Annotated in this window: 18 protein-coding genes and 1 pseudogene; 12 read left to right on the top strand and 7 right to left on the bottom strand. The window is 50.1% G+C overall.

Features of this window, described 5'->3' with window-relative positions; translation table 11 throughout:
* Positions 1-4: 4 nt before the first annotated feature.
* The 6 genes from ACCI51_RS17790 to ACCI51_RS17815 all read left to right on the top strand — a co-directional run bounded on the left by ACCI51_RS17790 (position 5) and on the right by ACCI51_RS17815 (position 4,763).
* A complete protein-coding gene (locus ACCI51_RS17790) occupies positions 5-2,443 on the top strand; it encodes an endonuclease/exonuclease/phosphatase family protein (RefSeq protein WP_371844765.1) in 2,439 nt (812 codons plus the stop codon).
* Between the two features lie 178 nt (positions 2,444-2,621).
* The gene (locus ACCI51_RS17795) at positions 2,622-3,305 is read left to right on the top strand and encodes a Bax inhibitor-1/YccA family protein (RefSeq protein ID WP_299587102.1); all 684 of its coding nucleotides are present in this window, start codon (positions 2,622-2,624) and stop codon (positions 3,303-3,305) included.
* Between the two features lie 64 nt (positions 3,306-3,369).
* The gene (gene tusD / locus ACCI51_RS17800; protein ID WP_371844767.1) at positions 3,370-3,768 is read left to right on the top strand and encodes a sulfurtransferase complex subunit TusD; all 399 of its coding nucleotides are present in this window, start codon (positions 3,370-3,372) and stop codon (positions 3,766-3,768) included.
* Positions 3,765-4,127: a sulfurtransferase complex subunit TusC gene (gene tusC / locus ACCI51_RS17805; RefSeq protein ID WP_299587107.1), complete on the top strand. Its 363-nt coding sequence runs from the start codon at positions 3,765-3,767 to the stop codon at positions 4,125-4,127. The genes tusD and tusC overlap by 4 nt, the downstream gene beginning before the upstream one ends.
* 1 nt (position 4,128) lies before the next feature.
* Positions 4,129-4,419 carry a sulfurtransferase complex subunit TusB gene (gene tusB / locus ACCI51_RS17810; protein ID WP_371844769.1) on the top strand — a complete coding sequence of 97 codons (291 nt, stop codon included), beginning with the start codon at positions 4,129-4,131 and terminating at the stop codon, positions 4,417-4,419.
* Between the two features lie 8 nt (positions 4,420-4,427).
* The gene (locus ACCI51_RS17815; RefSeq protein ID WP_371844771.1) at positions 4,428-4,763 is read left to right on the top strand and encodes a TusE/DsrC/DsvC family sulfur relay protein; all 336 of its coding nucleotides are present in this window, start codon (positions 4,428-4,430) and stop codon (positions 4,761-4,763) included.
* A gap of 15 nt (positions 4,764-4,778) precedes the next feature.
* On the opposite strand, the gene ACCI51_RS17820 is transcribed toward ACCI51_RS17815, so the two are convergent.
* Entirely contained in the window at positions 4,779-5,183 is a 405-nt protein-coding gene (locus ACCI51_RS17820) for a secondary thiamine-phosphate synthase enzyme YjbQ (protein ID WP_371844773.1), read from the bottom strand.
* A 55-nt stretch (positions 5,184-5,238) separates the two neighbouring features.
* Between ACCI51_RS17820 and trmA the strand changes: the two genes are divergently transcribed.
* The 4 genes from trmA to ACCI51_RS17840 all read left to right on the top strand — a co-directional run bounded on the left by trmA (position 5,239) and on the right by ACCI51_RS17840 (position 8,476).
* Positions 5,239-6,327, top strand: a complete 1,089-nt coding sequence (gene trmA, locus ACCI51_RS17825; protein ID WP_371844774.1) for a tRNA (uridine(54)-C5)-methyltransferase TrmA — start codon at positions 5,239-5,241, stop codon at positions 6,325-6,327.
* Positions 6,328-6,700: 373 nt separating this feature from the next.
* The gene (locus ACCI51_RS17830) at positions 6,701-6,898 is read left to right on the top strand and encodes a hypothetical protein (RefSeq protein ID WP_299587117.1); all 198 of its coding nucleotides are present in this window, start codon (positions 6,701-6,703) and stop codon (positions 6,896-6,898) included.
* A 479-nt stretch (positions 6,899-7,377) separates the two neighbouring features.
* Positions 7,378-7,851: a hypothetical protein gene (locus ACCI51_RS17835; RefSeq protein WP_371844776.1), complete on the top strand. Its 474-nt coding sequence runs from the start codon at positions 7,378-7,380 to the stop codon at positions 7,849-7,851.
* Between the two features lie 70 nt (positions 7,852-7,921).
* A complete protein-coding gene (locus ACCI51_RS17840; protein WP_371844778.1) occupies positions 7,922-8,476 on the top strand; it encodes a BON domain-containing protein in 555 nt (184 codons plus the stop codon).
* A 186-nt stretch (positions 8,477-8,662) separates the two neighbouring features.
* Here ACCI51_RS17840 and ACCI51_RS17845 read toward each other — a convergent pair whose 3' ends face one another.
* Both ACCI51_RS17845 and ACCI51_RS17850 read right to left on the bottom strand, forming a co-directional pair.
* Complete coding sequence (locus tag ACCI51_RS17845) at positions 8,663-9,091, bottom strand: hypothetical protein (protein WP_299587123.1); 429 nt, start codon at positions 9,089-9,091, stop codon at positions 8,663-8,665.
* A gap of 233 nt (positions 9,092-9,324) precedes the next feature.
* Positions 9,325-10,428, bottom strand: a complete 1,104-nt coding sequence (locus ACCI51_RS17850) for an endonuclease/exonuclease/phosphatase family protein (protein ID WP_371844779.1) — start codon at positions 10,426-10,428, stop codon at positions 9,325-9,327.
* Between the two features lie 1,190 nt (positions 10,429-11,618).
* Here ACCI51_RS17850 and ACCI51_RS17855 point away from each other — a divergent pair.
* Positions 11,619-11,804 (top strand): hypothetical protein, encoded by a 186-nt coding sequence (locus ACCI51_RS17855; RefSeq protein ID WP_371844780.1) that lies wholly within the window; start codon positions 11,619-11,621, stop codon positions 11,802-11,804.
* Positions 11,805-11,864: 60 nt separating this feature from the next.
* Here the strand turns inward: ACCI51_RS17855 and ACCI51_RS17860 are convergent, their stop codons facing one another.
* The 4 genes and pseudogenes from ACCI51_RS17860 to ACCI51_RS17875 all read right to left on the bottom strand — a co-directional run bounded on the left by ACCI51_RS17860 (position 11,865) and on the right by ACCI51_RS17875 (position 15,673).
* Positions 11,865-12,329, bottom strand: coding sequence for a DUF2489 domain-containing protein (locus ACCI51_RS17860; protein WP_371844781.1), 465 nt, complete (start codon positions 12,327-12,329; stop codon positions 11,865-11,867).
* Positions 12,326-13,195: pseudogene (locus ACCI51_RS17865) on the bottom strand (AEC family transporter). Before ACCI51_RS17865 ends, ACCI51_RS17860 begins: the two are co-directional and overlap by 4 nt.
* 144 nt (positions 13,196-13,339) lie before the next feature.
* Entirely contained in the window at positions 13,340-14,269 is a 930-nt protein-coding gene (locus tag ACCI51_RS17870; RefSeq protein WP_371844783.1) for an AEC family transporter, read from the bottom strand.
* Between the two features lie 6 nt (positions 14,270-14,275).
* Complete coding sequence (locus tag ACCI51_RS17875) at positions 14,276-15,673, bottom strand: DNA recombination protein RmuC (protein ID WP_371844785.1); 1,398 nt, start codon at positions 15,671-15,673, stop codon at positions 14,276-14,278.
* A gap of 32 nt (positions 15,674-15,705) precedes the next feature.
* Here ACCI51_RS17875 and murI point away from each other — a divergent pair, with 32 nt between their 5' ends.
* The gene (gene murI / locus ACCI51_RS17880) at positions 15,706-16,749 is read left to right on the top strand and encodes a glutamate racemase (protein WP_299587142.1); all 1,044 of its coding nucleotides are present in this window, start codon (positions 15,706-15,708) and stop codon (positions 16,747-16,749) included.
* Position 16,750 lies beyond the last annotated feature (1 nt).

The following is a 16,750-nucleotide window of genomic DNA, read 5'->3' on the forward strand; positions in this document are numbered from 1 at the left end:
AACTATGTTAAGCCGAGTCGGACTCTCCATCAGGCGCTGGCGCCGCCGTTTCAGCCGCAGCGAGTGGATCGCCAACCTGCTGGGGCTCTCCAGCAGTGGCCGACAACCTCACGCTCCAGGGCTGATCCTGCTTCAGATCGACGGCCTGGCCTACCCGGAATTATTAAAGGCTTTGGCCAACGGCAGGATGCCATTTTTAAAACGCCTGATTCGCAAGGAACACTACCGCCTGGAACATATGTTTTCAGGGGTCCCCTCTACCACCCCCGCCGTACAGGCAGAGCTTTTCTATGGGGTGCGCCAGGCGGTTCCGGCCTTTGGCTTCCTGGTGCATGAAACCCAGAAGCTCGGCCGTATGTACGACCCGGAAGTGGCCGCATTGGTGGAAAACCGAGCCATCTTCCACCAGCGCGACCCCCTGCTACGCGGTGGCAGCTGTTACCTGAGCCTGTTTCGCGCCGGTACCAAGACCGGTGAAGCCCACTTTTGCCCCGCCGATCAAGGCTGGGGCCCCGCCCTGCGCAGCGCCGGCCCTTTGACCATCTGCATTCTGCTCCTCACCAATTTATGGAGCCTGATCCGCACAGGCGCACTGATTGTGGTTGAGCTACTGCTGTCACTCGTCGACTGCGTGCGAGGGGTAATGCAAGGGCAAGACTTTCTGAAGGAATTGATGTTCATACCCACGCGGGTCGGCGTCACTATCCTCTCACGGGAGTTTTGTACCATGGGCGCCAAGGTGGATATCAGCCGAGGCCTGCCTATCATCTACGTCAACCTGCTCGGCTATGACGAGCAATCCCACCGCCGAGGTCCGCGCTCCGCGTTCGCCCATTGGGTCTTAAAAGGCATCGACGATGCGGTAGCGCGTATCTGGCGCGCCGCGCACGCTTCAGACCGACGCCACTACGACGTTTGGATTTTTTCCGACCACGGCCAGGAACAAACCAAGCCCTACGAAGAAATCTATGGGCGCAGCCTCGGCGATGCCCTGTCTGAAACGCTTTCCGAACTTCCCCAACCACCGGAGATAGAGCCCGGCCAGAGCCGTCGCGGAGTTCAGCTAGAGCGGGCTCGCCTGTTTGGCAGCGAGTGGATGGATAAAAAAGAAGTAGAGCAACCCACTGAGGGCAACAGCACCAAAACACCACTGGCACTTACCGCCCTCGGCCCCCTCGCCATGCTCTACAACTTGGAGCTGGGCGGTGTCGAGCGCGCGGAAGTCGCGCGCAAAATCGTCGAGCAGGCCCATGTGCCCCTTGTGCTCTATCGGGTAGATCCCACCGCCGCCAGTTCCGCAGTTCACGGCTGGTGGAAACACGGCCCCGTGCGCCTTCCGGAGGACGGCCGCAAGCTGATGGGAGACGAACACCCCTACCCAGAGCAGACCATCGCCGACATGATCAGCTTGTGCAGTCACCCCGATGCCGGTGATTTTATGATGTACGGCTGGTGTGCCACCGAGGAGCAACCGCTGACCTTTGCCATGGAAAATGGCAGTCACGGTGCCGCCGGCCCCAGGGAAACCCACGCTTTTGCACTGATGCCGGAGGATATACAACCGCCGGACCCGCAAATAGACTACTGGCGTCCGCAGGACCTTCGTAACGCGGCCAGGTCCTACCTGCGCGGTGCGCGCCCCATGAAGCTGGATGAGCATCGAGCACCGCAGAAAACACTGCGAGTCATGACCTATAACGTGCACAGCTGTCAGGGTATCGACGGCACGCTATCCCCCCAGCGTATCGCCAGGGTAATCGCCCGTTATCGCCCCGATGTGGTCGCCCTGCAGGAACTGGATGTAAAACGAAAACGCAGCGGGGGGCTCGACCAAGCCGAGCGGCTGGCGCGGCTTCTCTCTATGGATGTGCACTTCCAGCCCGCAATTCACCTGAATGAAGAGCGTTATGGCGACGCCATTCTCACCCACTTACCTGCCAAGTTGATCAAGAAAGGCATTTTACCCGGCCCTCCTAAAGGAAAAGGGCGCCTATTCAACCCGGCTGCCGATGAATCCCGCGGTGCTATCTGGGTGGAAATTGAACACAATGGCTGTAAGATTCAGGTCATCAATACGCACCTTGGACTCTCCCGCGCGGAGCGCCTGCGCCAAGTAGATGCACTGCTCGGACCGGAATGGTTGAGTAACCCGCGTTGCAAAGGTGAGCGAATTTTACTGGGTGACTTTAACGCACTACCCACCTCGGCCGAATGCAAACGTCTCTGTGGTTACCTGCGCGACGCCCAGGAGCAAGCCCCCAGGCACACTCCCAAAGGCACTTTTCTCAAAGTGCGGATCGATCACATTTTTCTCAGCGCCGGCATCGCGGTAAAAAAAGTGCGGGTACCACGCACTGTACTTACACGCCGAGCCTCGGATCACCTGCCGCTCATTGTCGATATAGAAGTGCCTTTTCGATCGGGATCGTCTCAACCCCCTTGAAAAACCTGGCCTGATCCCTATTAATAGCAGGAGAAGATTCGACTAAAACCCTGTAAAAACTACGGTTTTTCGAATTCCACTCAATTTATAGCCCGCGTATAAAAGGGATTTCCCGACTTGATGGTCCCCACCGCGAGCTATATGATTCCGGTATCGATTAAATAGCAGGAGTCGCTAAATGCAACCGCAAGCTTATACAAATACCCGCGCACTGGACCGCTCGGAATCGGCCAAGGTGTTGCGCAATACCTACGCCCTGTTGGCCATGACGGTCCTCTTCAGTGCCGTCACCGCCGGTATCTCTATGGCCGTCGGCATGGGCCGCGGCATGAGCCTGATCTGCTCCCTTGGAGCCCTGGCCCTGATCTGGTTCGTACTGCCACGTACCGCCAACTCCAGCGCCGGTGTGGGCGTTGTTTTCGCTTTTACCGGCCTACTGGGCGCCTCTATCGGCCCACTGCTTAACCATTATGTAGGCCTCGCTGGCGGCGGTCAGATTGTAATGCAGGCGCTCGGCACCACAGCGGTAATCTTCTTTGCCCTGTCTGCCTACGTGCTGACTACCCGTAAAGACTTCAGCTTTATGGGCGGTTTCCTCGCCGTAGGCCTGATCGCCGTACTGGTCTGTTTCCTGGCAGTGATCATCGCCGGCTTCTTCGGCATTCATATGCCTCTGGTCAGCGTTGCCCTGAGTGGTGTTGTTGCCCTGCTGATGTCTGGCTTCATCCTGTATGACACCAGCCGCATCATCAACGGCGGTGAGACCAACTACCTGATGGCTACCGCCTCCCTGTACCTGAATATCTTTAACCTGTTCACCAGCCTGCTGCACATCTTTGGATTCGCATCCTCTGACGATTAAGCATCAGCTTGCTGAATAAGTTTCAATGCCCCGCCCAGCGGGGCATTTTACTATTTGAAACCCTATGAAGTTTTCCCTGGCTGTTTACGCTGCACCCCATTCCTCCCAATCCGCCGCCAGCGCATTGCGCTTCGCCAGAGCATTACTGGCCGAAGGGCACGAGATCTACCGGATTTTTTTCTACTGCGATGGCGTACAAAACGCCAACAGCATCGCCGCGCCTCCCCAGGATGAAACCGATCTGACCGGGCAGTGGCAGGCTTTACAACGCGAGCACAGCCTAGATCTTGTCGTATGTATCGCCGCCGCACAGAGACGCGGGGTATTGAATCAGCGAGAGGCAGAACGTTTGGAGAAACCCTCCGCCAATCTCGCCGAAGGCTTTCAGCTAGCAGGCCTCGGCCAGCTCACCGATGCCGTCGCCAACTCCGAACGCCTGGTGACCTTTGGAGGTACGCAATGAAGCAGCGAACTCTGGCCCTGTGCCGGGCCGCACCCTATGGCAGTGCCCTGGCCCGCGAAGGCCTCGAAGCGGTTCTCGCCTCCGCCGCTATGGAGCAAGAAATCGATCTATTGTTTCTCGGCGATGGCGTTTTCCAATTGCTGGATCATCAATCCCCAATGGCTATTGGACAAAAAAGCCTACGCCGCAACCTGATGGCATTACCCATGTTTGGCATCGAACAGCTGTATGTTGCCCGAGGCAGCCTGGCGCAGAGGGGACTCACCCCGGAAGAAATACAAATTCCCGGTGCGGAAATCACCTTGGTCGACCAACCTGGGAACCTGATCGCCGCTTATCAATGTGTGTTGAGCTTTTAATATGACGCTACATATTGTCAGTAAGTCCCCATTCAGTACCCAGGCTCTGAGCGACTGTCTAGAGAGCTTTGCCGATGGCGATGCCCTTCTGCTGATCGAGGACGGTGTGTACGCTCTGCAGCACAAGGCCTTACAAGACCTGCAAAACACAGAGATCTTCTATCTGGCCGCCGACAGCGAAGCGCGCGGGCTGCTGCCCTCTGCCATATCCTGTTCCGTGGAGGCAATCGACGACGCTCGCTGGGTGCACCTGTGCACCGAACACAACCCCATCGTCAGCTGGTTCCGGTGACCAAAAGAGTGAGCAACCTGAAAGTGAACGCCCAGGAAATCCCCCTCGATAAAGAGGGCTACTTGCGTGACCTCAATGACTGGAGCCGGGATGTCGCAGAACAATTGGCGGCAGCTGAGGGCATACAGCTGACCGATGCCCATTGGGAAATCATCAGACTGCTACAGGACTTTTATCGCCAGTTCGAGCTCTCTCCTGCCATGCGCCCTCTGGTGAAATTTATCGGCCAGAACCTGGGGGCAGACAAAGGCCGCAGTATCTATTTAATGCAACTTTTTCCACCCAGCCCGGCCAAGGTCGCCAGTAAAATCGCCGGCCTGCCAAAACCTACCAATTGCCTGTAAAACGCCACCGAGCGGCTAGATATGCAATATCACACGCCGCTCTCCATGGTGGTGGCGGTGCTCCCACAAAAAGATTCCCTGCCAAGTACCCAGCATCAAGTGACCTTTTTTAAAAGGAATAGAGAGACTGCTGGCTGTTAGGGCGGCCTTGATGTGGGCAGGCATATCATCTGGGCCTTCAAGAGTATGGGTATAGAGCCGATCCCCCTCAGGTACTAGACGATTTAACCACTGCTCAAGGTCCTTACGTGCACTGGGGTCCGCATTTTCCTGAATCAACAAGCTCGCGGACGTGTGCTGGATAAATAACGTGCAGAGACCTTCCCCCACAATCTGCCTGGAGACCCAGCCAGCGACCTGGTCAGTAAACTCGTGCAACCCCTGCCCTGCCACTGTTATTGCAATCTCACCTATTGCCATACGGATTCCTATATAATTCGCGCCCGCTCTACCAATGAGACTACCGTATTCTAATATGGCACTGCACCGCGTTAACACAGACGACTATCAAGACCAGCTCCACAAGAAGGCTGAACGCCTGACTGAAGCATACCGGGAATTCACTAACCTGGAGCCTGAGCTGTTCCCCTCCCCACCGATTCACTATCGACTGCGCGCCGAGTTCAAAGTTTGGCATGAAGACGGCATGGCCCACTATGCCATGTACCGCCAGGGTGAATATAAGAAACCTTTTATCATTGATGCGTTCACGGTGGGCTCTGAGCTGATGAACCAGCTGATGCCTAGAGTCTTACAGGCCGTAAATCACAGCGAGGTGCTGCGCAAGCGCCTATTCTCAGCCGAATTCCTCACCACGTTGAGTGGCGATGCACTTATTACTCTGATTTACCACAAAAAGCTGGATGAAAGCTGGGAACAGGAAGCCAGGGCTCTGCAGGAACAACTGGGCTTCCCTATTCTGGGTCGCTCTCGAAAGCAGAAAGTGGTGCTAGAGCGGGATTTCGTTACCGAAAAGCTCGACATTGACGGTAAAACCTATCAATACAAGCAAGTGGAAGGCAGTTTTACCCAACCCAATGGGGAGATCTGCCGCTCCATGATCCATTGGGCAAAGAATGCCTGCGGCAAGAATACAAGCGACCTGCTCGAGCTTTACTGCGGTAATGGCAATCTGACCATCCCCCTGAGTGAGCACTTTGAGAAAGTGCTGGCCACAGAAATCTCCAAAGTTTCAGTAAATTCTGCCCAGGAAAATATCCAGGCCAACGGAGTCACCAACCTCGATATCGTGCGTCTGTCCAGTGAAGAGTTTACCCAAGCCATCGATAAGATCCGACCATTTCGCCGCTTGGCAGAGATAGATCTGGATAGCTACAATTTCGACACGGTTCTGGTAGACCCGCCCCGCGCAGGCCTGGACAGTGAAACCTGTGCAATGGTGGCCCGCTTTCGGCGCATTTTATATATTTCATGCAATCCAGAAACCCAGCTAGAAAATCTCAAGCAACTGAGCCTGACGCACCGCATCGAATGCTTTGCTCTATTCGACCAGTTCCCATACACCGACCACACCGAAACTGGCCTGATGCTGGTTCGCAAGTAATTCCTTAGTATCAAAAGTATCTAACGGCTGGGGTGTGCTACCTGGTAGTAACCCCGGCCTAGCCGGATTAAGCTTCAACGGCTAACTTTAAAGTCTCAGTGACGCCTTTATTGTTCAGAGTTAATCATCAGGCGCAACCGTTGCCTGGGAACTGGTTGCGATTGTAGTCCCTACATACAGCAGTGAAATATTTTCACTCCTCAGATCACCATAAAGCCCAAAACCAGCGTTAATCCCTCGAAAAGCCCATAAAACATAAGCTGGCACGGCTCTTGCCTTGTAACAGTTAACCGGCGAACTTTTAGAATACTCTTTCCCCTGGGAATTTTGTAAAGCGCCCACAAATCAAAAATCGACTACAAAGGAAAGTACAATGAAAATGCCAAGCAATAAACTCAGTATGATTTTACTGGCCACCGTGTTTAGTTTTTCTATTACCGCATGTGAAGATAAGCCAGCAGAGACGCTTGGAGAGCGCGTTGACGAAAAAGCAGAACAGCTAGGCAACACAATTGAAGACGCCTGTGAAGAGGTTAAAGAAGGAGTAGATGCAAAGGACTCCGATTGCTAGCCCTTAAGGCAGGGCGCAAAAGCGCCCTGCCCTGCCGATTTTTTTCACCAAGGAAAAGTACTTTACTGTAAAACTCACCATCTCCCCGCCCTAAAGAAAAATATCTTTTATTGCCGCCCAACAGCGGTAAAGGTATTTATACACACAACAAACGGCCAAAGTAAAAATTAGAACACGTCGCTCAACGACAAAAATATACTCCTGCCGCTGACCTCATCAAAACGACCCAGCCTAAAGACTCCAACGGATTTCTTTGATTGGATTATTTCAATACTTTGTTGACGACCATCTTTATTTTCTAACAACTGATAGATACAACTCGTGGGTTACTAGGGTTTTCTTTTCTATACGTTGGATTTCAACCTACAAAAGGCGCGGACTCGGTGAATAATATTTCCAGAGAAGGACTAAATATCGCAAATAACAACATTGGCACGAAAATTGACTATATTGCAGTATCGTAAACAAATGAGAGTCCAATGAGTTATCAGGCCGTAGAATTATCAGCATCCGCAGAAATTTCCCAACACAATATAAAGACGGAGATAAGCACCGTCCGCTATCTGAGTGCCCACGCAGAACTTTTTTATAAAACTGGTACAAAAAATGTTCGCGACCATCAATTGAAGGAAGTTTTTGGTGTTTTGAAAAATTTACACGGCGATGTAAAAAATTTACTCAAGGGCCCTCCCTTTAACTCTTCACCGACGGTACCCGATATGGAGATTAAGCATCGTCCAGTCGCACTGATTTCAGAATCGCCCCCCAGCAGTTTGATCAATACTCTTATAGAGTGTGAGAAATTCCAAAAGAACCAGCAGTTACAGATTATTCAGTCCCTATGCGGCTTTCGTCTTGGTCTGGCGCTCTCTGCACAAACAGCAAAACTGCAAATTGCTATCGATCAACTGAAGAATATCGCCACCACTCAAACCGCGTACATGCGCCAATAAATCACGAAACCGAAAACTTGGCATGAAAGCTGCTTAATATATTTTACCACTAGCAAAGAAGGAGTAAGTTATGAAACTTATGAAAAAAACCCTGAGTGCCGCAGTCATTGCAGTTTCCGTATCAGCTGGCGCCATCGCCGGAGAAAAGTCTGAACAGAAGAGTTTCACCATGGGTGATGCCTGGTTGGACGGAAAAGCCGAGACAGTACTTCTCCTTAATGAGAACTTAAATAACTTTGCTATTGATACCGATGTCCATAACGGTGTTGTGATTTTGAGCGGTGAAGTTGAAAGCAACATTGACAAACGCCTTGCGGAAGAGTTAATCATTGGTATTGACGGTGTCAAGAAAGTGAAAAATAAGCTTACCGTTGCCAACAATGAGAGCCTTGGCGAAACCCTTTCAAAAGAATACACAGATACGAAAATAGCGGCGGTTGTAAAAACCCGCCTACTGTTAGACCGAGAAGTCTCCGGCACTAAGATTGATGTTTCAGCTCAGGAGGGCACCATTACCCTTAAGGGTTCGGTGAAATCTGGAGCACAGAAAGACTTGGCTGAAGCCATTGCAGAGAACACGGATGACGTGGAAAAAGTAGTGAACAAGCTCAAGGTAACCGGATGATAAATATCGAGGGGCTGCGCAGCAGCCCCTGCTCTTTTCGATTCCGGTCACTCAGCATTGCATTCCCAAGCCAAACTTCATCATGCTTCTGTATTTTTACATACCAACAAGCGTAAAGAAATTACCAGGCTGTGATTCATGCTGAGCAATAGACTTAAGTTAAACACCACCCTAGAAACAGCTGTTCTATTTGTTGTCCCCAGTCCCAAACTCACCCACATAGACTTCCATCGGTGAAGTTCCGTTATCCGATCTATCATGAGGATTACATAACTGAGCAATAACCCCCATTAATACTTTATATATTTTCTCCAGCTGTTTCTTCTGAGCATCGGAAATCAATCCATTACAGGTTAACATCGCGCCATCTCTCAACGCCCAGATATAAACATAATGAGCACACCCATTAAGCTGGTATATCACATCCTTATCTATTACCTGATCATTAGCCGTTGACTGATAAATCTCTTCGGCCGCACAAATAATCTGATAAAAATCACTCATGGACACTTCAGAAAAGGGACGAAGCTTATCTAAAAACGTCGACGTATCATCACCACAATCTAAATCAAACCTACCAATGCACTGCTTTCTTAACGTATCAATTGCGGCCAATTTATAAACCTCTTATTACCGGTGTACCAACCCAACATCCGAGCTCTTTCCCTCTCAGTTAGGTTCTCTAACTTGTAGAAAATCAACTCGACTAGGACATTCAACCTCCCTCGCGGGGTCGACAACGCCCTTTGCTGAGAGTTACGCCTAGAGTGCAAAATTTAGTAAAACAGCCATACTATCCACCTGTCAAACTAAAAAGACGACAAATTAACAATAGTCTTGCCTAGCTTCTATTTCGAATTGTTGAAAGAAGCTACATCACTCACCTCAACATTTTGTTGATCAATTTTTTCTTGCGCAATAGCTTCATCTCCCTCCTCCAATGACACTGTGTTTTGAACCGGCTTAGCTTCAGCTTCAAGCTGTAACTGTGTCAACAGGGCAAAATGATCAGACCCAAAGCCCGGTAAACGTTCTATCTTAAGGAGCCTAAAATGATGACTGTGAAACAAGTGATCCAATGGCCAGCGCATGAACCAATAGCTGGCATGGTAAGTGTTGTACATACCTCGCCCAACCCGTGGATCAAGTAACCCACTTATTTTTCGAAATAGCCTTGTACTGTACGACCAAGCAACATCATTTAAATCTCCTGCGACGATGGTGGGCACATCAGTTTTAGAAACTTTTTTTGCAACCACGAGCAGCTCAGCATCTCGCTCTTCGGAGGTTTCATTTTCAGTCGGGCTTGGTGGGGCGGGATGTAAAAAGTGGGCATTGATCGTATGACCACTCGGGGTGTGAATCAGCGTGTGCATTGAAGGCACATCATCTTCGACTAAGAACTGTATTTGACTCTTCGATAAGGGGAACCTGGCATAAACATGCATTCCGTATAGATTATCGAGTGGACATTTCATGGTATGGGGGTAGTCTAACTCTAAAACATCCAGCTGAGACTGCCACCAATTATCCGACTCTAATGTAACAAATATATCTGGTTGATGCCGTTTTATTAGATCAACAAGCCCTTTAGCATTTTTATTTGGCGTCAATACATTTGCCGTTAGAATACTAACCGTATCATAAGGCTTTGTAAGCCCCCCGGACCGTTTAGCACGCTCAACCTCAACCGGAAAAAGTGGTGTATACGGAGCTATCCACCATAGTTGATAGCCTAAACAACTGAGCGCAACTAAAATCAGCCCCCATACAATAGGACTGCTCAAGTCCAAAAAGATACATTGAGCAACCAAAAGAAGACTAATGAGCAATGAAAACTGTACCCGCGGAAAATCGAAACCACGTATATACCAAGCCTCAACTTTACAAATTGGAGTCAAGGTAAATATGGCCATTACAGCCGTAAAGATTGAAATCAATATCAATGTCACAAAAAACTCAACTTGTCTTGTAAACGCTAACCTTTATCAGGATTTTGCAGCTGAAAATCTATAAAGCAAACCCTAAACATTCTCTAAGTCGACAGTTTGGGTTTATCACGAATATCTGCCACACGCACTTTATTTTTCCCCTACGCAGCTTGTATCGACTTCAAGGTTCATAGAGTTTTCCCTTACCGGCGATCAATCCACCTAACATATCTATTCGTCGCTCTACAACAGATAATCTCACACTTTGATAACCGACACATGATTATTTTAAAAACTGATAGCGCCCCTATACAGATTCCTTCAAACTTGACCCGCATTTGCAAGTAACCTATCAAGAACAGCCTCACTTATCACAAAGAAGGTTAACTACGATCATAAAGCACACACAATAGACTGTCCAAAGGAAATACCAGCAACTCAAAACCATGAGTAAAGGCCCAATAAAATTGATACGCTTAATCTTTTCTGAATTTATATTTATTTTATATTGATACTGAAATAACCCATTGCGACTGGCAAATCTATAAATATCTTAATATGGAGATGGGAGCCGCGAAAGCCGAGAAACACTACCTGAAACACAAAACCTATACCCAGGTGGGCTAGAAGGATATTCCAGCAAACATTAAAAGCCTATTCGAACTCACAATTTAGCTCCATTTGAGAACTTGTCGATTCCCTTAAGGAAGGAATTGTAAGGCTTAATTGATGCCTCAGCAGGGAGTCAAAGATCCTTTCAGCAGGAAAATGAACAGCCCGCCGCCGTTAAGTCCTATTGCGTCTTTCTTTACACCAAGAGTAATAGGAAACCGCTGCGCATCCAAAAAGAAGCATTAAAATACACAACAACGCTGCCCGCTAAGGCGAGGACAAACTGTACAAACCCCCAGATTACCAGGCATTTTGTTTTCCGGATAAATCCCTACAGAACATGTTCCCCCATGAATATCGACCCACACCACGATTAAAATTTCGATATCGTATTTTTATGGAAACCTATCGGGTTAATTACACAGAAGCTTGCCCACATCGCCCTACTTGAGATCGTTAGCCACCACCCTATTTAACGTAAGGGATCAAACCACCATTCCCTTTCCCATTGGCATTGGCATTGGCATTGGCATTGGCATTGGCATTGGCATTGGCATTGGCAGCTTATCTTTACAAGGATACTTAGAGGCGTATTTTGAATGTTGATTTATTTAACACACAAAATCGCGGGAAAAATACAGCTTTATCCAGACAAATTAGCAAGTCTCACTGAAAAAACCTACACTATCATTCGAATGGGAAGTTGCTCTTTGCCAGCTGGGATAAATGAGACTGAGCAATTCAGTGGCGCGAAAATGAAAAATGGCTCTGCGCGCAAGCTGTAGAAGGGATCGGTTCAAAAATCAGCAGGCAAACTGATGATTTCTGAACCATGCACTACGCCCTCAGAACGAACGACCTAGAATGCGTTTGGCCGCATCCATTGCAAAATCTTTATAGTCTACTTCTACTTTCGCCATCTCCAGCTCAAACTGAAATTGCTCTTTGCGCGGTAGTGCTTTCCAGTCCTTCAGGATTGGGATATGGCTGGTTTTTTCTGCGATGGTATAGAAAGCGACAAATTCTTCACGCACACTATCTTCCACTTGAAGTGAATCCAGGAGCACGCGAATACGAATGGAAGCTTCAGTAAGCCCTACCCCATCATCCAGTAGGGAACGCGCAATAATCTGAATGCTATCGTTCACTCTTTGACGCTGTTCTTGTGCGGCCTGCTCCAATTCAGCCAGTTGCTCAGCCTGTTTTTTTTGAGCGACTGCAAGCTTGCGCAAGTAGTAACCGGCAAGAGTGGCGAGGAAGAAAATTATTAATGCTGCAATAACTAACACAAAAACTGGAAAAACAGTCATTCAAATAACACCTTAAAGATCGTCAATACAAAACTAGCAGTAATGATAGAAAGCAATGTACTTAGTCCAATTATATTTGCTGCCATACGGCTGTTTCCACCCATACCTTCTGCTGTCACAAAGCAAACTGAAGAGCTGGGAACTGCTGCCATCAATACCAACACACCCAATTTTTGTTGCTCAAGACGAAACAGCCAACCTAGTATTAGCATCGCCATAGGCACCAGTAATAACTTGATCGCAGTTGCTCCAAATGTTGCTAATGAGCTATCACGAAGCAATTTAAAATCAAAACTAGCGCCAATACACAGCAAAGCCAGTGGTAACGTAATTGATCCCACCTCAGTTCCCGCTTGCAAGAGGCCTTGAGGAAGTTGCACATTTAATTCTCGCAACAAAAGTGCTAACAAAACTGAAAAAATCAGGGGGTTTTTCCCAACCTCTTTGAGTAACACTTTTCAGCTGAAATTTCTATCTTCACTAAAATAAGCAAGTAGAACTACTGCAACTGCATTGTAAACAATACTGACAAAAGCAACTAAGAGTTCTCCTTGCGCTAAGCCACTCAAGCCATAAGCACTTTCCACCCATGCCAATCCAACAATTGCCATATTACCTCGAAAGGCGGTATGAATAAACGTGCTTCGATCATTCTGCCTTACATGAAATGCAAGAAGATAGGCCATTGGGATTGTCATAAAAGTACCGAGAACCCCTGCAGTTAAAAATAAAAACTCTTCCTTCAGGCCAGCATCTGACATGTAAATATTAAAAAATAATAGGGCTGGCAATGTTATGTTAAAGACAAACCTGGATAATTTATCAACAAATTGTTTTTCTAGCGCTCTGAAACGAGCAAAAAATATCCCGCAGCCATGGTAAGGAAAATTGGACTAATTACTGAAAACGAAAATTCCAGCTCCTCCATATTAGTCCTCTCTATTCACAAACCACCCCTCACAACACCCCTTATCTTAAACTTTGATATATTTAGACTGAGTCCTTCGCACTCACAAATATACCTTAAGCAATGCCAGTCCGATGCTGGCAGTAACAACAGAGAGTAATGTGCTGAGCCCAACGATATTCGCAGTAAGCTGGCTGTTTCCACCCATGGCGTGGGCCATAACGAAAGCCGAAATAGCACAGGGGGAACCCGCCATCAGCATCAGGTAACCCAAATATTCGGGACTCATACCCAATACCAAGCCAATCAGTAAACAGACCATCGGGGCCACTACCAACTTAAGTAACGAAGCGACCAGCGCTGTTGGGGAGCTGCGCATGAGTGTTCGCATCTTCATGCTGGCACCGACACAGATAAGACCCAAAGGCAGGCTCACGGAGGCCAAATACTGAATTGTATCGTGGAGTACTTCCGGTAGCCTGATCGCCAACATGCGGCACACAATAGCTGCGAATACACCGAGGATAAGAGGATTCTTGACCAGCTCCCAAAACAATATCCGCCAGCCAAATTTCGTCTCCTTATTGTAAAGCACAAAAAGAACGACGGCGATCACGTTGAACTGAATCGTAAGCGCAGCCACTAACGCAGCCGAGTTAGAGACACCTGTATCGCCATAGGCTTTTTGAATCCACGCGAGGCCGACAATAGCCACATTCCCACGAAAAGCGCCCTGTATAAAAGCGCTGCGATCCATAGGCATAATCGGTCGAGCCAACAGCCAGGCAAGCGGGAGCATCAAAAAAGTGCCAAGAACTCCCGCGGTAAGCAGAGGTATCTCTTTAGAGGGGCTGGCATCTGAGGAATAAATATTGATGAAAAGCAGTGCCGGCAAGGTGATATGGAAAACCAACCTGGAGGCATCATCGATAAAGCTGGTTCGCACAATCCCCTTTAGCTTCAGCAGGTACCCACCAATAATCATCAGGAAGATGGGCCCGGTGACCGAGAGTGCAAATGCAAGGTTTTCCATGGGCGATTAATCTTCCGTAGTTGCCACCTCGGTCTGTGGCAAAGTGTTCACTTCCGGGGTGTTGGCCCGCTCCCTAAGATCGGAGGCAATCTGCTTGCGGGTTTTTGCACCAAGCTTCCGCAGGCTGTCAATGCGCTTCACCGCGTTGCCGCGACCAGTGGCCAAACGTTTGTAGGTCTGCTGGTAGGCTTCCTCAGCCTGGCGCAAGCGCCCGCCTAAATCGTCCAGCGACTCCAGCACCATAGCAAACTGGTCGTGCAGCTTACCGGCTTCGTCGGCGATTTTTTCCGCATTCTTGTTCTGCTTCTCATAGCGCCAGATATTCTCGACCGTGCGTAGAGTGGCCATCAGGCTGGTGGGACTTACCAATACGATTTGTTTTTCATAAGCGAAGCGGAACAGATCTGGGTCGGCCTGCATGGCAAGCATATACGCAGCCTCGATCGGCATAAAAATAAAGACAAAGTCGAGAGTACGCACACCCTCAAGCTGCTCGTAGGCCTTTTTATTGAGGCCAGTAATATGAGCACGCAAGGAGTTTACATGTTGTTTCAGGGCCTGGGCACGTGCTTCATCGGTTTCCGCCGAGCTATAGCGCTCGTAATCCACCAGAGAGACCTTGGAGTCGATAATCAGGTCTTTATTTTCCGGCAGGCGCACAATCACATCCGGCTGGCGCCTGCGGCCGTCACTGGTGAGGGTTACCTGGGTTTCGTATTCACGGCCCTTCTGTAAACCGGATTCTTCCAGCAAACGCTCCAGCACCACTTCGCCCCAGTTACCCTGGATCTTGCGGTCTCCCTTCAGGGCCGAAGTCAGGTTTAGGGCCTCATCGCTGATACGTTGGGTCTGCTCGCGCAGGGCCTTAATCTGCCCAAGCAGGCTGTTGCGCTCGGCGTTTTCGCGGTCATAAACATGCTCCACCCGCTTGCGGAAGTCTCCCAGCTGGCGCTCCAGCGGGTCGAGACTCTTGCGTAAACTATCTTCACTGCGGCGCGCGAAGACTTGCTGCTTCTCTTCGAAAATGCGGTTGGCCAGGTTCTCAAACTGCTCGCCCATGGCGGCGCGCATCTGCTCCACCAACTGGCGTTGCTCCGCCAGTGCCTGCTCTCCCTTCTCCACCAGCACCTGGCTGCGGGTGAGCTGTTGCAGCTTGCCGGTCAGCTCGCCGCGCAAAGCTTCGACCTCGCCATTTAGTTGCACTTCCCGTTCACGGCTGTTGTCCAGGCGTGCCTGGGTCACCTGTTGAGCCGCAATCGCATCCTGATGGGCCGCTTGCACTTGAAGTAATGCCCGGCGACCACCGGAACGACCCAGCCAAAAGGCAAAGCCCAGTAAAACGAATAAGGCGATAGCCGCCAACACCGCATGATCGGTATTGAGTTGCAGCGGGAACGCTGGCATAGAAGGTACTCCCAGACCCGGAATAGAGGTATATGAAGCAGGATTTCTCCTGGGAACATGTGTCCGCAATCGACATGCCCGAAGTTCCCCCCAGGCGAGGCGGCCATTCTAACAGCTTGACCGGGGAATGTACTGTCGTCCCCGGCCCACCCAGTCGTAGGACCCGGCGCAAGCGTAACTTATCGCGAAATTTGAGGTATTCTTGCAGAATTACTCTCGATGTTGGTATCTCCGAACTTATGCATGCAGACAGCGCCTCTCCCGATTACACGCCCGCGAGCGCCTTGATCTTTGATTCCGGCGTGGGCGCAATCAGTATTGCGCGGGAAATTCGCCGTATGCTGCCGGGCCTCACTCTGCACTTCGGGGTGGATAATGGCTATTACCCCTACGGCAATAAAACGGAGGCGCAGCTGCGCCCACGGATCGTGGCGCAGGCCCAAAGTATGCTGGCCCAGTGCGGAGCAGATATTCTCGTTGTGGGCTGCAATACCGCCAGCACCCTGGCCCTGCCCCAACTGCGAAAGAATCTGACAAATCCTGTGGTGGGTGTGGTGCCCGCCGTCAAGCCTGCCGCGGCCGCCAGTCGGTCCCGCACTATTGCCTTGATCGCCACCGAGGGCACCGTAAATCGTCGCTATACCCGCGAGTTGATAGAGCAGTTTGCCAATGGTAACCGGGTAATCAATGTACCCGCCCCAGAGCTGGTGCATCTGGCAGAGGCCAAACTGCGCGGCAACCTAATTAACTCCAGCGACCTGGAGCCTGTATTACACCGCATCTTCCACACAGCCGGGGGCGACCAAGTGGATATTGCCGTGCTGGCCTGCACGCATTTTCCTTTACTGCGTGAAGAATTACAGCAATTCTCACCCCGCCCAATACAGTGGCTGGATTCTGGCGAGGCTATCGCCCGCCGTGTAGCTTGGTGGCTCGACGAACTCGGCCTGCCCCTATCCAGCCAGCCGAACTGTAGCCAACTGATAACCAGTGCCAGCGACCACTGTGGCAATATTGCCGCGGCTTTTCGCGAGTTCATTCCCAGAAACGCCTCCGCAAAAATGTCGTCAAGTTGAC

The sequence above is a fragment of the Microbulbifer echini genome (assembly GCF_041447225.1).
Lineage (GTDB): Bacteria > Pseudomonadota > Gammaproteobacteria > Pseudomonadales > Cellvibrionaceae > Microbulbifer > Microbulbifer echini.